Annotated in this window: 15 protein-coding genes; 6 read left to right on the top strand and 9 right to left on the bottom strand. The window is 71.5% G+C overall.

Annotated features, from left to right (window positions below; all coding sequences use genetic code 11):
• Window position 1: 1 nt before the first annotated feature.
• The 5 genes from ASC77_RS13185 to dapE are packed head-to-tail and all read right to left on the bottom strand — an operon-like array spanning window position 2 to window position 3,331.
• Entirely contained in the window at window positions 2-763 is a 762-nt protein-coding gene (locus ASC77_RS13185) for a M14 family zinc carboxypeptidase (protein WP_056153311.1), read from the bottom strand.
• A 23-nt stretch (window positions 764-786) separates the two neighbouring features.
• Entirely contained in the window at window positions 787-1,212 is a 426-nt protein-coding gene (locus ASC77_RS13180; RefSeq protein ID WP_056153308.1) for a hypothetical protein, read from the bottom strand.
• Window positions 1,213-1,227: 15 nt separating this feature from the next.
• On the bottom strand, window positions 1,228-1,542 hold the full coding sequence (locus tag ASC77_RS13175; protein ID WP_082574673.1) for a DivIVA domain-containing protein: 315 nt from the start codon (window positions 1,540-1,542) through the stop codon (window positions 1,228-1,230).
• Complete coding sequence (locus ASC77_RS13170; RefSeq protein WP_056153305.1) at window positions 1,542-2,273, bottom strand: TIGR00730 family Rossman fold protein; 732 nt, start codon at window positions 2,271-2,273, stop codon at window positions 1,542-1,544. The genes ASC77_RS13175 and ASC77_RS13170 overlap by 1 nt, the downstream gene beginning before the upstream one ends.
• Window positions 2,270-3,331, bottom strand: coding sequence for a succinyl-diaminopimelate desuccinylase (gene dapE / locus ASC77_RS13165; RefSeq protein ID WP_414813178.1), 1,062 nt, complete (start codon window positions 3,329-3,331; stop codon window positions 2,270-2,272). Before dapE ends, ASC77_RS13170 begins: the two co-directional genes overlap by 4 nt.
• A 194-nt stretch (window positions 3,332-3,525) precedes the next feature.
• Here dapE and ASC77_RS13160 point away from each other — a divergent pair, with 194 nt between their 5' ends.
• Window positions 3,526-4,374, top strand: a complete 849-nt coding sequence (locus ASC77_RS13160; protein WP_056153300.1) for an LLM class F420-dependent oxidoreductase — start codon at window positions 3,526-3,528, stop codon at window positions 4,372-4,374.
• A gap of 57 nt (window positions 4,375-4,431) precedes the next feature.
• On the opposite strand, the gene ileS is transcribed toward ASC77_RS13160, so the two are convergent.
• Window positions 4,432-7,605 carry an isoleucine--tRNA ligase gene (ileS, locus tag ASC77_RS13155; protein ID WP_056153296.1) on the bottom strand — a complete coding sequence of 1,058 codons (3,174 nt, stop codon included), beginning with the start codon at window positions 7,603-7,605 and terminating at the stop codon, window positions 4,432-4,434.
• A gap of 279 nt (window positions 7,606-7,884) precedes the next feature.
• Between ileS and ASC77_RS13150 the strand changes: the two genes are divergently transcribed.
• From ASC77_RS13150 to ASC77_RS13135, 4 genes are all read left to right on the top strand, one after another.
• Window positions 7,885-8,379, top strand: coding sequence for a DUF664 domain-containing protein (locus ASC77_RS13150; protein WP_056153293.1), 495 nt, complete (start codon window positions 7,885-7,887; stop codon window positions 8,377-8,379).
• A gap of 32 nt (window positions 8,380-8,411) precedes the next feature.
• Window positions 8,412-9,371, top strand: a complete 960-nt coding sequence (gene dapD, locus ASC77_RS13145; RefSeq protein WP_056153291.1) for a 2,3,4,5-tetrahydropyridine-2,6-dicarboxylate N-succinyltransferase — start codon at window positions 8,412-8,414, stop codon at window positions 9,369-9,371.
• 52 nt (window positions 9,372-9,423) lie between these two features.
• Window positions 9,424-10,386 (top strand): hypothetical protein, encoded by a 963-nt coding sequence (locus tag ASC77_RS13140; RefSeq protein WP_056153289.1) that lies wholly within the window; start codon window positions 9,424-9,426, stop codon window positions 10,384-10,386.
• 140 nt (window positions 10,387-10,526) lie between these two features.
• Window positions 10,527-10,709 (top strand): DUF5999 family protein, encoded by a 183-nt coding sequence (locus ASC77_RS13135; RefSeq protein WP_056153286.1) that lies wholly within the window; start codon window positions 10,527-10,529, stop codon window positions 10,707-10,709.
• On the opposite strand, the gene dapC is transcribed toward ASC77_RS13135, so the two are convergent.
• Complete coding sequence (gene dapC / locus ASC77_RS13130; protein ID WP_056153283.1) at window positions 10,706-11,833, bottom strand: succinyldiaminopimelate transaminase; 1,128 nt, start codon at window positions 11,831-11,833, stop codon at window positions 10,706-10,708. The genes ASC77_RS13135 and dapC overlap by 4 nt on opposite strands.
• Before the next feature lie 18 nt (window positions 11,834-11,851).
• Window positions 11,852-12,178, bottom strand: a complete 327-nt coding sequence (gene fdxA, locus ASC77_RS13125; protein WP_056153280.1) for a ferredoxin — start codon at window positions 12,176-12,178, stop codon at window positions 11,852-11,854.
• Window positions 12,179-12,276: 98 nt separating this feature from the next.
• Between fdxA and ASC77_RS13120 the strand changes: the two genes are divergently transcribed.
• Window positions 12,277-13,173, top strand: a complete 897-nt coding sequence (locus tag ASC77_RS13120; RefSeq protein ID WP_156391061.1) for a GNAT family N-acetyltransferase — start codon at window positions 12,277-12,279, stop codon at window positions 13,171-13,173.
• On the opposite strand, the gene ASC77_RS13115 is transcribed toward ASC77_RS13120, so the two are convergent.
• Window positions 13,170-14,141 (bottom strand): DUF389 domain-containing protein, encoded by a 972-nt coding sequence (locus ASC77_RS13115; protein WP_056153276.1) that lies wholly within the window; start codon window positions 14,139-14,141, stop codon window positions 13,170-13,172. The two genes, ASC77_RS13120 and ASC77_RS13115, sit on opposite strands and share 4 nt — an antisense overlap.
• Window positions 14,142-14,236 lie beyond the last annotated feature (95 nt).

Below are 14,236 nucleotides of genomic sequence, written 5' to 3'. Positions count from 1 at the left end.
GCTAGCGACCTGCCCGGTGGGCGCCGAAGAGCTGCAGCAGCCGGCTCGGCGCCCGCCCGGTCAGCGTCCGGCCGGCCGGACGGTAGCCGTACTCGACGGTGACGGCCGAGCCGCCGAAGCGGCTGTTGAACCAGCCGGTCATCGTGCCGTGGCAGACCCCGCCGCAGGTGAACGACTTGCGGGGCAGGTCGAGCGCGCGCGCCACCCGGGTGGAGAACCCGCGGTCCTTGGTGTCCGTGTCGACGCCGTACAGCGGCTGGTGGAAGCTGATGATCCGCGCGGGCCTGATCTTGCGGAGGAACGTCATCATCGCCCGGGTCTCGGGCTCGGACGCCGCGCGCGGACCGGACTCGTAGGAGCCGTCGAGGTCGGCCCAGCGGTAGGGGAAGTTGCGGTTGAGGTCGACGCCGTGGGCGTTCTTGCGGGTGCCGCGGGCCAGGCCGTCGGGGTTGTAGACCGGCACGACCCACAGGTCGATGCCGCGGATCGGCCGCCCGTCGCGCAGCGTCGTGAGGATCTGGCGCGGCTTGCCCTCGTCGCCGTGCATGGTGGCCATGAGCAGCACCCGCCGCTTGCCCGGCTCGCCGAGGTGCCACGCGGTGATGGGACGGCCCCGGACCGAGTGCCCGATCACCACCCGCTCGACGACGGCCGGACGATCGACCGGGGCGGGCCCGGCGTACGACGGCGCGACGGTCGGGGTCGCGAGCAGCGATCCGGCGACGAGGGTGGCGGCGGCGGTGAGGAGGGTCCCGAGACGCATGCCCCGCACCCTGTCACACCGGGTCAGACGTAGGTCTTGAGGTAGGCCCAGGTGAAGACGCAGACCCCGACGAGCATGCCGACGTGCGCCAGGATCGACAGCCCGGGACCGTCGGACCAGGAGTCCGCGCTGCCCGCCGAGGCGTGGCGACCGCGCGGCCGGCGCCAGCGGACCAGGATCAGCAGGCCGGCGAAGACCGTGATCCACCAGCACGCCAGCGAGAGCACCCCGAAGGTCGAGCTGCCGACGAACGTGTCGTCGGGGGCGACCAGGAAGACGACCCACGACACGAGGGCCAGCGACCCGGCGATCGTGTGCAGGTTGACGAGGCCGGGGCCCATGTTCAGGCGTCCCGCACCCCCGCTCTCGCGGCCCAGCCGCAGCCGGGTCAGCACCACGACGACAGCAGCCAGCGCGGTGAGGACGTAGACGATCACCTCGGTCGACACGGGTGCGAGTGTGCCCTACCCGGTGTGGTCGTCGCCACGCAGCGGGTCCGGAGCAGGCTCCGGGGCCGCCTCCGGCAGCCCCCCGGGAGCCGGTTCGTCACGCTCCTGGGCGAGCCGGTCGAGCAGGGCGTCGACCTCCGACATCCGGTAGCCGCGGAAGGCCAGCGAGAAGCGGACCCGCCGGATGTCGTCGGCCGCGAGCGGCCCGGTCGCGGGCACGCTGGAGTCGGGCCGGTCGTCGTACACCTCGGCCATCGGGGTGCCCCGGCCCGCGGCCAGCAGGGCCACCCCACCGAGGGCGAGCACCACCAGGACGGCGAAGAACCACATCACGACCGGTGCGCCTTCCTCGCTGCGACCATCAGTGCGACGGCCTCGTCGACGTCGTCGGTGAGGATCAGGCGGTCGAGGTCGACCTGGCTGATCGTGCCGTTGGCCAGGGAGGTGTCGCGCATCCAGTCGAGGAGCCCCTGCCAGTACGCCGAGCCCACCAGCACGATCGGGAAGTCGGTGATCTTGCCGGTCTGGACCAGTGTCAGCGCCTCGAACAGCTCGTCGAGGGTGCCGACGCCGCCGGGCAGCACGATGAAGCCCTGGGAGTACTTCACGAACATGGTCTTGCGGGCGAAGAAGTAGCGGAAGTTCACGCCGACGTCGACCCACTCGTTGAGGCCGGACTCCCACGGCAGCTCGATGCCGAGGCCCACGCTCACGCCGCCGGCCTCGCAGGCTCCCTTGTTGGCGGCCTCCATCGCGCCCGGGCCGCCGCCCGTGATCACCGCGAAGCCCTCCTCGACGAGGCGACGGCCGGCGACCTCCCCCGCGGCGTACCAGGGACTGTCGGTGGGCGTTCGCGCGGAGCCGAAGACGGCGATCGCCGGGCCGAGCTCGGCGAAGGCGCCGAAGCCCTCCACGAACTCCGCCTGCATCCGCAGCACCCGCCAGGGGTCGGTGTGCACCCAGTCGGTCTGGCCGCGCGAGTCGAGCAGCCGCTGGTCGGTGGTGCCCTGGTCGACCTGGTTGCGGCGCTGGATGATCGGACCCTTGAACTTCGCTCTCATGCGGTGAGCCACTCCCTCAGGACGTTCTCGCAACGCTCGATGTCGGCCACGGGCACGCGCTCCTCCTGCTTGTGGGCGAGCAACGGGTCGCCGGGTCCGAAGTTCACGGCGGGTACGCCGAGGGCGGAGAAGCGCGCGACGTCGGTCCAGCCGAACTTCGGCGCCGGCTCCCCGCCGACGACGGCGAGGAAGTCCCTCGCGGCCGGCCGGTCGAGCCCGGGCAGCGCTCCCGGCGCGGAGTCGGTGACGCTCACGTCGTACCCCTCGAAGAACTCGCGGGCGAACGACTCGGCCTCGGCCTCGGAGCGGTCCGGCGCGAAGCGGTAGTTGACCTCGACGACGCACTCGTCGGGCACCACGTTGCCGGCGACGCCGCCGCGGACGAACACCGCGTTCAGGCCCTCGTGGTACTCCAGCCCGTCGATGACCGGCCGGCGCGGCTCGTAGTCGTCGAGCAGGCGGAGCACGGCCCCGGCCTTGTGGATCGCGTTGGAGCCCATCCACGAGCGGGCGCTGTGGGCGCGCTCGCCGGTCGTGCGCACCTCCACCCGGAGCGTGCCCTGGCAGCCAGCCTCGACGCCGGCGTTGGACGGCTCCATCAGGATCGCGAAGTCGGCCTCCAGCAGCGCGGGGTCGGACTCGACGAGCTTGCGCAGGCCGTTGTGGACGGCCGCGATCTCCTCGGCCTCGTAGAAGACGAAGGTCAGGTCGCGGTTGGGCTCGGGCACCGTCCCGGCGATGCGCAGCATGACCGCGTCGCCACCCTTCATGTCGCAGCTGCCGAGACCGTGCAGGACGCCTTCGGCCAACCGGGAGGGCAGGTTGTCGTTGAGCGGGACGGTGTCGAGGTGCCCGGCGATGAGGACGCGCTCGGACCGACCGAGGTCGGTACGGGCGACGACGTTGTTGCCGTGCCGGGTGACCTCGAGGTGCCCGAGCCCCCGCAGCGCGACCTCGACGGCGTCCGCGATCTCCTGCTCGTGCAGGCTCACGGACTCGATGTCGACGAGCTGCCGGGTCAGCGACACGACGTCGGTCGTCAGGTCGAGGGTCGTCACGGTGTCCATCCAACCAGCCCGGCCTGCGCGGAGGCGGCTTGGTCGGGACGGGAGTTTCATCGGCCGGCCGACGTTTCTCATGCTCGGACGACAAACCTTCATCGTCCAGGCGTGAGTTTCATCGGCCGGCCGATGAAACTCTTCCACCCCGGACACCCTGTCCAGAAAAGTGGAACACGTTCTAGTGTGGGCGCATGCGCAACGGACTCGTCCTCTTCACCTCCGACCGCGGCATCCGGCCGGCCACTCTCGCTGCGGCCGCGGAGGAGCGGGGCTTCGACACGTTCTACGTGCCCGAGCACACCCACATCCCGGTGAAGCGGACCGCCGCGCACCCCGGCACGGGCGACGAGACGCTGCCCGACGACCGCTACACGCGCACCCTCGACCCGTGGGTCTCGCTGGCGACCGCCGCACAGGTGACGTCGCGGATCAAGCTCTCCACCGCGGTCGCGCTGCCGGTCGAGTCCGACCCGATCACGCTGGCCAAGCAGATCGCCACGCTCGACTACCTCTCCGGCGGCCGGGTCGAGATCGGCGCCGGCTTCGGCTGGAACACCGACGAGCTCTCGGACCACCACGTGCCCGCCGCCAAGCGCCGCACCGTGCTCAAGGAGTACGTCGAGGCGATGCGCTCGCTCTGGACGCAGGAGGAGGCGTCGTACGACGGCGAGTTCGTGTCGTTCGGGCCGTCCTGGGCCTTCCCCAAGCCGGCGGCCCACATCCCGCTGATCATCGGCGCCGGCGGCGGCCCCAAGACCTTCGCCTGGATCGCCGCCAACGCCGACGGCTGGATGACCACACCCACCCAGTCCGACATCAGCGCCCAGATCGAGGCGCTCAAGACCGCCTGGGCCGACGCCGGCCGCGACGGCGCTCCCGAGATCCGGATCCTGATCGCCTTCAAGCCCGACCCGCAGGACCTGATGACCTGGGCCGAGCAGGGCGCCACCGAGCTGATCTGGGGCGTCCCGGACAAGTCCGAGGACGAGGTCCTCGGCTCCCTCGACCGCCTCGCGGGCCGTCTGGGCATCTCCGGCTGACCTGTCGCGTGCGGGAGGTTTCGAGGCTCGGGCCTGGCGCCTGAGCCTCGAAACCACCTACGCCTTGGCGACGGTCACCTGCGGCTCCGGGGCGTCGCCCGCGACCAGGTCGTACGACGTGGACAGCGTCTCGGCCATCACCAGGTCGCGGTGCGTCTCGGCCGCGGCCAGGACGTCGGCGGAGCCGCCGATGGTCAGCGCGATCCGGTCGGAGACGTCGAGGCCGGCGTCGCGGCGGGCCTGCTGGACCTGGCGGACCAGGTCGCGGGCGAGCCCCTCGGTCGCCAGCTCGGGGGTGACCTCGGTGTCGAGGACGACGAAGCCGCCGCTGCGCAGCACGCCGGTCGCCGTACCACCGTCGGCGGAGCCGGCGACGGTCTCGAGGGTGTACTCCCCCTCCTCCAGCGCCAGGCCGCCCGACGTGACCGTGCCGTCCTCGGCGACCGACCAGTCCCCCGACTTCGAGCCCTTGATCGCGACCTGCACGTCCTTGCCCAGCCGCGGGCCGGCAGCGCGGGCGTTGACGGTCAGCTTCTGCTCGACGCCGTACGCCGCGGCCTCGTCGGAGTCGGTGGCGAGCAGCCGGACGTCCTTGACGTTGACCTCGTCGCGCACGATCGCCTCGAACCCGGTCAGCGCGGCCGGGTCGTCGACGACGACCGTCAGCGAGGCCAGCGGCAGCCGGTTGCGCAGGTTGCGGGCCTTGCGCAGCGCGGACGCCGCCGAGCAGACCTCGCGGACCTGGTCCATCGCTGCGACCAGCGCGTCGTCGGCAGGCAGCTCGTCGACCAGCGGCCAGTCGGCGAGGTGCACCGAGCGGCCTCCGGTCAGCCCGCGCCAGACCTCCTCGGTCGTCAGCGGCATCAGCGGCGACGTGGCCCGGCAGACGACCTCGAGCACCGTGTAGAGCGTGTCGAAGGCCGCCGGGTTGTCGCCCCAGAAGCGGTCGCGCGAGCGGCGGATGTACCAGTTCGTCAGCACGTCGAGGAAGGACCGCGTCGCGTCGCACGCGTCGGCCACGGCGTACGCGTCCAGCGACGTCGTCATCTCCTCGACGAAGTCGCGGCACTTGGCGAGCAGGTAGCGGTCCAGCGGGTCCGTCGACGCCGTCGAGGCGGACGCGTCGTACCCCTGCCCGCTCGTGGCGGCGTTGGCGTAGAGCTGGAAGAAGTACCAGCTGTTCCAGAGCGGGATCAGCACTTGGCGCACCGAGTCGCGGATGCCCTGCTCGGTGACGATCAGGTTGCCGCCGCGCAGGATCGGCGACGACATCAGGAACCAGCGCATCGCGTCAGCGCCGTCGCGGTCGAAGACCTCGCGGACGTCGGGGTAGTTGCGCAGCGACTTCGACATCTTGTTGCCGTCGGAGCCGAGCACGATGCCGTGGCTGATGCAGTTCTCAAACGCGGGCTTGTCGAAGATCGCGGTCGCCAGGATGTGCAGCGTGTAGAACCAGCCGCGGGTCTGGCCGATGTACTCGACGATGAAGTCCGCCGGGAAGTGGTGCTGGAACCAGTCCTCGTTCTCGAACGGCACGTGCACCTGGGCGAACGACATCGACCCGGAGTCGAACCACACGTCGAGGACGTCCGGGACGCGCCGCATCATCGACTTCCCGGTCGGGTCGTCGGGGTTCGGGCGCACCAGGTCGTCGACGTACGGACGGTGCAGGTCGGGCTCGCCCTGGTGGTTGCGCGGCAGCCGGCCGAAGTCGGCCTCGATCTGCTCGAACGAGCCGTAGACGTCGAGGCGCGGGTACGTCGGGTCGTCGCTCTTCCACACCGGCACCGGGGAGCCCCAGAAGCGGTTGCGGGTGATCGACCAGTCGCGGGCGTTCTCCAGCCACCGGCCGAACTGGCCGTCCTGGATGTGGTCGGGGACCCAGTTGATCTCCTGGTTGAGCTCCAGCATCCGCTGCTTGATCGCGGTGACCTCGACGAACCACGACGAGACGCCCTTGTAGATCAGGGGCTCGCGGCAGCGCCAGCAGTGCGGGTAGCTGTGGTCGTAGGTCTCGCGGCGCAGCAGGACCGTGCCGGGCGTGACGGAGCCGCCACCGCCCTTGAGGTCGTCGATGATCTGGAGGTTGGCGTCGAAGACCTGCAGGCCCTCGTAGTCGGTGACCGGGAACGTGAACTTCCCGTCCTTGCCGACCGGCATCACCGCCTCGATGCCCTCGCGGTCGGTGACGACCTTGTCGTCCTCACCGAAGGCGCCGGCGGTGTGCACCATCCCGGTGCCGTCGGTGGTCGTCACGAACTCGGCGGGCACCACGCGGAAGGCCCGCTCGTGACCGCGGTAGTAGGAGAACGGCGGGTCGTAGACGAGACCGACCAGGTCGGCGCCCGTGCCTCGCCAGGTGACCTCCGGGTCGTCGCCCAGCTCGCGGGCGTACGACGAGAGCCGCGCCTCGGCCAGGATGTAGCGCACCCCCTCGACCGACACGACGACGTAGTCGATGTCCTCGCCGACCATCACCGCGAGGTTGCTCGGCAGCGTCCACGGCGTCGTCGTCCAGACGAGCAGCTTGGCGCCCTGGAACGGGCCGTCCGTCGTCACGTCGTACCCGACGGTGACGGCCGGGTCCTGCCGCATCTGGTAGACGTCGTCGTCCATCCGCAGCTCGTGGTTGGAGAGCGGGGTCTCGTCGTTCCAGCAGTAGGGCAGCACCCGGAAGCCCTCGTAGACCAGGCCCTTGTCGAACAGTTGCTGGAAGGCCCAGATCACCGACTCCATGTAGTCGGGGTTCATGGTCCGGTAGTCGTTGTCGAAGTCGACCCAGCGTGCCTGGCGGGTGACGTACTCGCGCCAGTCGCCGGTGTACTTCATCACCGACGCGCGGCAGGCCTCGTTGAACTCGTCGATGCCCATCTCGAGGATCTCGTCGGTGGTCTTGATGCCGTTGAGCCGCATCGCCTCGAGCTCGGCGGGCAGGCCGTGGGTGTCCCAACCGAAGCGACGCTCGACCTTCTTGCCGCGCATCGTCTGGTAGCGCGGGATCAGGTCCTTGACGTAGCCGGTGAGCAGGTGGCCGTAGTGCGGCAGGCCGTTGGCGAACGGCGGGCCGTCGTAGAAGACGAACTCGTTGGCGCCGTCCTCCCCCGCGTCGCGCTGGTCGATGCTCGCCTGGAAGGTGCCGTCCTGCTCCCAGAACTCGAGGATGCGCTCCTCGATCTCCGGGAAGCGCGGGCTCGAGGGCACGCTGCCGGAGTCGTTCTTCGGGTAGGTCATCGGTGGCTCCTGCGGGTCTCGTGTCTCGGACACGAGGACGACGTGAGCCGCGGTACCACCTCGCTTGCCACCCCTCCAAGGAGGAGCGACCACTCGATCACGGCTGTGACGGGCCTACCCGTCCGGTTCTACTTGCTCCCCGCCTGACGACGGAGGGCTTTCTTCCGGAGGCTCGCCGCTGATGACGGCTCAGACGCCTGTGGGTCCAGCGTACGGCGCCCGCCGTACGCCGGGCGAATCGGATTGCGGCGAGCCGCTGCCGGATGGTCGGGTGTGCCCATGACCGACGAGCCGACGCGCGGCGAGCCCGCCGTCCTCCAGGAGTACCTGGACCACTTCCGAGCCACCTTCGAGCGCCAGTGCGAGGGGCTCGACGCCGAGCAGCTCGCCCGCCGGTCGGTGCCGCCCTCGACGCTGTCCCTGCTCGGCCTGCTGCGGCACCTCGCGGCGGTCGAGTTCTCGTGGTGGCGCCGGGTGATGGACCGCCGCCTCGACCTGCCGAAGATGTGGGGCAAGGACGAGCACCGCGACGCCGACTTCGACGGCGCGGTCGCCGACGACGCGGTCGTCGCCGAGGCCTGGGCGGCCTGGCGGGCCGAGGTCGCCTACGCCCGGGAGTTCCAGGAGAGCCACCCGATGGACCACCTCGGCCAGCACGACGACGGCGACCTGGAGATGCGCGAGGTGGTCGTCCACCTCATCGAGGAGTACGCGCGGCACTGCGGTCACGCCGACCTGCTGCGCGAGTGCATCGACGGGCGGACCGGGCAGTAGCGGCCCGCCCGCGACCCCTAGGCTGTACGCCCGTGAGCGCCGTACCGACCACTGCCTGGGGCTTCGGCCTCGCCACCCTCGACAACGCCGGCAACGTCCTGGACGTCTGGTTCCCCAGCCCGGCGCTCGGCGAGAAGCCGGACGACGCCGTCACCCCGGCCGATCTCGGCCGGCTCCAGTCGCGCGACGAGGACCGGGCGGTGACCCGGGAGGTGCTGCTCGTCGAGATCGCCGACCTCCAGGCGCCGCCGACCTCCACCGAGGACGTCTGGCTGCGCCTGCACCTGCTCTCCTCGCGCCTGGTCACGCCGCACTCGGTCAGCCTGGACGGCATCTTCGGGCTGCTCGCGAACGTCGTGTGGACGAGCGCCGGCCCGTGCGCGGTCGCCGGCTTCGAGAGCGCCCGCGCCCGGTTGCAGGCCAACGGCCGCCACTTGACGGTCTTCGGCATCGACAAGTTCCCCCGGATGGTCGACTACGTCGTCCCGGCCGGCGTCCGGATCGCCGATGCCGACCGGGTCCGCCTCGGCGCGCACCTGGCCGAGGGCACGACGGTGATGCACGAGGGCTTCGTCAACTACAACGCCGGCACGCTGGGCGCGAGCATGGTCGAGGGCCGGATCTCCGCCGGCGTGGTGGTCGGCGACGGCTCCGACGTCGGCGGCGGCGCCTCGATCATGGGCACCCTCTCGGGGGGTGGGAAGCAGGTGATCTCGATCGGCGAGCGGTGCCTGCTCGGCGCGAACGCCGGCATCGGCATCTCGCTCGGCGACGACTGCGTGGTCGAGGCCGGCTGCTACGTCACGGCCGGCACCAAGGTCACGGTCCCCGACCTCGACCCGGCGCACAGCCGGACGCGGGTGGTCAAGGCGCTCGAGCTCTCCGGCGCCAGCAACGTGCTCTTCCGTCGCAACTCGGTGACCGGCGCCATCGAGGCCGTGCCGTGGAAGAGCGACGGCGTCGAGCTCAACGCGGCCCTGCACGCCAACTGAGGACTGCGCTGAGGATTTCCAGGCGCTTGGCCCGCCTCCGCACACTGTCTCCATGAAGCTCCGCACGGGCGTGGCCGTGGTCGGCCTCGCCGGTGTCGGGGTCGCCGCCGTCGTCGGCTACGGCCTGGTCCGCCAGGTGACCCCCCTCTTCCAGCCGGATGAGTGCACCGCCAGCGTCGGCGGGCGCACGGTGACGCTCGACCTCGAGCAGGCCGAGAACGCCGCGCTGATCACCGCCGTCGCGGTCGACCGGGGCATGCCCGCCCGGGCCGCGACGATCGCCCTGGCGACGGCGTACCAGGAGTCGAAGCTCTACAACCTGGAGTCCGGCGACCGCGACTCGCTCGGCCTCTTCCAGCAGCGGCCGTCGCAGGGCTGGGGCACCCGCGCCGAGATCCAGGACCCCTACTACGCCACCAACAGGTTCTACGACGAGCTCGCGAAGCTCGACGGCTACGAGTCGATGCGGGTCACGGTCGCCGCGCAGCGGGTGCAGCGCTCCGGCTTCCCGGAGGCGTACGCCGACCACGAGGCGGACGCGCGGGTGCTCGCCTCGGCCCTCACCGGCAACTCGCGGCACGCCTTCAGCTGCCGGCTCGGTGGCACCCCCGACGGCGCGTCGGTGCGGCTGACCCGCACCGGGCTGACCCACCGCGCCGAGGTGGTGCGCCGCGAGGTCTCCGAGGTCTTCGACGACCCGCCGCTCGGCGGGTTCGCGCCCGGCGGGGTCCAGAGCGGCCACATGCCGGGCTCGGCCCACTACGAGGGCCGGGCCGTCGACATCTTCGTCCGCCCGATCAGCGCGGACAACAAGATCCGCGGCTGGGCGATCGCCCAGTACCTCGTGGCGCAGGCCGACCGGCTCGACATCAGGACCGTGATCTTCGACGGCCGGATCTGGACGGCGGGCTCGAAGTCCGGCGACGGCTGGCGGCGCTACGTGGCGCCCGACGGGCCGGGCGACCGTGCCGTCCTGGAGCACCGCGACCACGTGCACGTCGACGTCTATCCCTAGGCCACGACGCGCCGGGTGTGGAGAAGCACCTGCGGATGTCCGTGGGCAGGCGCATGCTGGGAGTGAGCGGACACAACCGCTCAGGCTTCACCGACACTGTGCCGATGGAGACGTAGACCACGTTCCCTTGGAGACCGACGATGTGCACCCACTCACCGACCTGCCCGGACCGCGACTCAGCCGACTGCTGCACCGCCCAGGTGACCTCTGACCACCACGGCGACCAGGGCTGGTGCCGGCTGTGCAACGGGGTGATCCTCTTCGACGACGGGCACTACCTGACGCCGGACGGGCACGACGCCACCATCGGGCTGGCGAGCTAGCCAGCCAGTCGGCCCACCGCGGCGTCGACGCGCTCGTCGGTCGCGGTGAACGCGACCCGGACGTGCCGCGCGCCGGCGGAGCCGTAGAAGGAGCCCGGCGCGGCCAGGATGCCGCGCTCGGCCAGCCACGAGATCGTCGTCCAGCAGTCCTCGTCCTGCGTGCTCCACAGGTAGAGCGACGCCTCCGAGTGGTCGACGCGGAAGCCGGCCGTCTCCAGTGCCTCGCGGAGCTTGGCGCGGCGCGCGGCGTACCGCGCGTGCTGCTCGACCACGTGCTCGTCGTCGTCGAGGGCGGCCACCATCGCGGCCTGCTGCGGGCCGGGCATGATCAGGCCGAGGTTCTTGCGGACCGCGAGCAGCTCGCCCACCAGGGCGGGGTCGCCGGCCACGAACGCGCAGCGGTAGCCCGCGAGGTTGGAGCGCTTCGAGAGCGAGTGGACCGCGAGGATCCCCTCGTGCGAGCCGCCGCTGATCGAGGGGTGCAGCACCGACATCGGCGTCGCGTCCCAGGCGCACTCGAGGTAGCACTCGTCGGAGACCAGGATCGTGCCGCGCTCGCGGCACCAGTCGACGACCTTCTTCAGGTGCTCGGGCGGCAGCACCCGCCCGGTCGGGTTGGACGGCGAGTTGATCCACAGCAGCGCCGGGGTCTCGGGTCCGAGCGAGGTCAGGGAGTCGGTCGCGACCCCGCGGGCACCCGCGAGCGCCGCACCGACCTCGTACGTCGGGTAGGCGAGCTCGGGCCACGCGACGAGGTCACCGGGGCCGATGCCGAGCTGGCCGGGCAGTGCCGCGACCAGCTCCTTCGAGCCGATCGTCGGCAGCACGCCGTCGAGGCCCAGTCCGGTCACCCCGTGGCGGCGCGACAGCCAGTCGATGCACGCCTGGCGGGTCGCCTGCGTGCCGATCGTCAGGGGGTAGCCCGGCGAGTCGGCGGCCGCCCGCAGCGCGTCCTGGACCACCGCGGGCGTCGGGTCGACCGGCGTACCGATCGAGAGGTCGACGATCCCGTCCGGGTGGGCGCGGGCACGCTCCGCGTGCTCGACCAGGGCGTCCCAGGGGAAGTCGGGGAGCCTGCTGGAGACGCGGGTTTCGAGACGGCGCTGGCGCGCCTCCTCAACCACCGAGTTTCTCCGGCGAGCTCAGTGGCCGGTCTCCTGCGGCGGCAGCGCGGCGATCATCGGGTGGTCGTGGTCGATCTCGCCCATCTTGGCGGCGCCGCCCGGCGAGCCGAGGTCGTCGAAGAAGTGCACGTTGGCGTCGTAGTAGCCCTTGGACTCCTCGGGGACGTCGTCCTCGTAGAAGATCGCCTCGACCGGGCAGACCGGCTCGCAGGCACCGCAGTCGACGCACTCGTCGGGGTGGATGTAGAGCATCCGCTTGCCCTCGTAGATGCAGTCAACGGGGCACTCGTCAACGCAGGCCCGGTCCTTGAGGTCGACGCACGGCTGGGAGATGACGTAGGTCACCGATTCCTCCTGGAGACATGACGGGAGCACGCGTTCGGGGACAGCCTAGTATCCCGACCGTGTCGTCCGTGGACCCGCCTCACGATGTGACCAAGCACATGCTTGGTCCACACGTCGTCGGGCAGCGCGTCGTAGTGCGGCGGGTGCTCCGCGGCGAGACCGGGCCGTCCGGCGGACCGGCGCTCACCGACGTCCTCGGCACCTGCCTGTCGTGGGCCGACGGGACCTGCGTCGTCCAGCCCGAGAGCGGTCCGGCGGTGCCGATCGCGATCGCCGACATCGTCTCCGGCAAGCCGGTGCCGCCGCGTCCGTCGGTCCGGCACCGGGTCACCCCGCTCGATGCCCAGCGCCGCGCCCTGGCCCTCTTCCCCGACCTGGCCACGGAGCCGCTCGGCGACTGGACCCTGCGGCACTCCCCCACGTCGACCGCCCGTCGCGCGAACTCGGTGCTGGCCGTCGCGCCGTCTGGTGCCGACGGGGACTACGAGCGCGTCGTCGAGTTCTACGCGACCCGCACCGGCCGGCCGATCGCCGCGGTGCTGCCCGACTCCGCCGAGGACGCGCTCTTCCGCGGCCACGGCTGGGTGCCGGAGAGCAACGACGCGGACACGCTCTTCCAGGTCGCGTCGGTGGCGCAGGCCAGCCGTCGGGTGGTTTCGAGGCTCGCTGCGCTCACACCCCCACCACCGGTGTCGTACGAGGAGGACGGTGGGCTGGTGACCGTCCGGCTCGGCGACCGGGCCAGCGGCATCGCGGCGTACGCCGACGACTGGGTCGGGTTCCGCGGCATCGAGGTCGATCCGGAGCACCGGCGCCAGGGACTCGGCGTCGCGGTGATGGCGGAGCTGCTGGAGTGGGGCGCCGTGCACGGCGCGACCACGGCGTACCTCCAGGTGCTGGGCGACAACGCCCCCGCCCTGGCGCTCTACGAGGGACTGGGGTTCGTCACCCACCACGCCTACCGCTACCTGGCGCTGCCCCGGTCGCCCGGCTAGTCGTTCGCGAGGTCGGACTGCCGCCCGAAGACCCGCTCGGACGCGGAGGTCAACCAGGGCCAGCACCACCGCATCAGCAGGAGCACCACGGCACCGGCGATCACCATCCCGCCGATGTTGACGAGCAGCTGCGCCCCCGAGCCGTCGATCTCGCCGCGGTCCCAGAACGCCAGGCCGAGTGCGAGGTTGCCGGCCGCCGGAACCGTGGTGACGCTGATGAAGACGCCGACCAGCGTTGCCGTCTTGGACAGCGCCAGCGCCAGTGCGCCGGCCGCGCCGGCGATCAGCGCGACGATGAAGGACCACTGGTCGGGGTGCCAGATGAAGCCGGTGTTGGGCCGCGGGCGGGTCACCTCGTCGAGCGTGATCATCCCGAGCCCCTTGGCGGCCAGGGCGAGCAGCGCGACCACAGCGATCGCGAAGAGGAACGACAGCACCAGGAGCCGGACCCCACGGGCGAACAGGCTCCACCGACCGAGCGCGATGCCCGCGCAGCACGCCGCCACCGCGCTGTACTCGGGGCCGACGACCATCGCGCCGACGACCAGCACCGCGGAGTCGGTGATGACCGCGATCGAGGCCAGTGCCACCGCCAGCACCAGGAAGACGTGGAACGAGACGGTCGGGACCGCCCCCGCCTCGGCCTGCGCCTCGACCGCCTCCCAGATGACCGCGTCGTCGGGGTGTCCGGGCGCGGCCGCCTCGAGCCGACGGGCGGCGTCGAACGGTGCGCCGGTGGGAGTCGTGATGATGATGCCGCCGGAGCGGTCCAGCCCCAGGCCCTGGAGCTGGTTGAGCAGCACCCCCGCCTTCTCGCGGGCGACGTCGCACTCGACGAGGTCGCCCGGCGGCCGCACGACCGCCCCCTCCTGCAGCGTGACGTTCGTGACCCACGCCTGGTCCGAGAGCAGGTGCACGAGCTGCTTGGTGATCGCCGGAGGCGACGTCAATCGGAAGTGCACGACCACGCGGCGCAGCGTACGCTGGCCGCGGTATCCCGAGGCCTGACAACCCTCCCGCGAGCCGGCGGAGATCCGGACGCCCGCGCGTCCGGCGTGCCGAC

Origin of the sequence: Nocardioides sp. Root1257 (assembly GCF_001425175.1) — a bacterium.
In the GTDB taxonomy this organism is placed as follows: domain Bacteria; phylum Actinomycetota; class Actinomycetes; order Propionibacteriales; family Nocardioidaceae; genus Nocardioides.
This window is presented reverse-complemented; position numbering and strand designations above follow the sequence as displayed.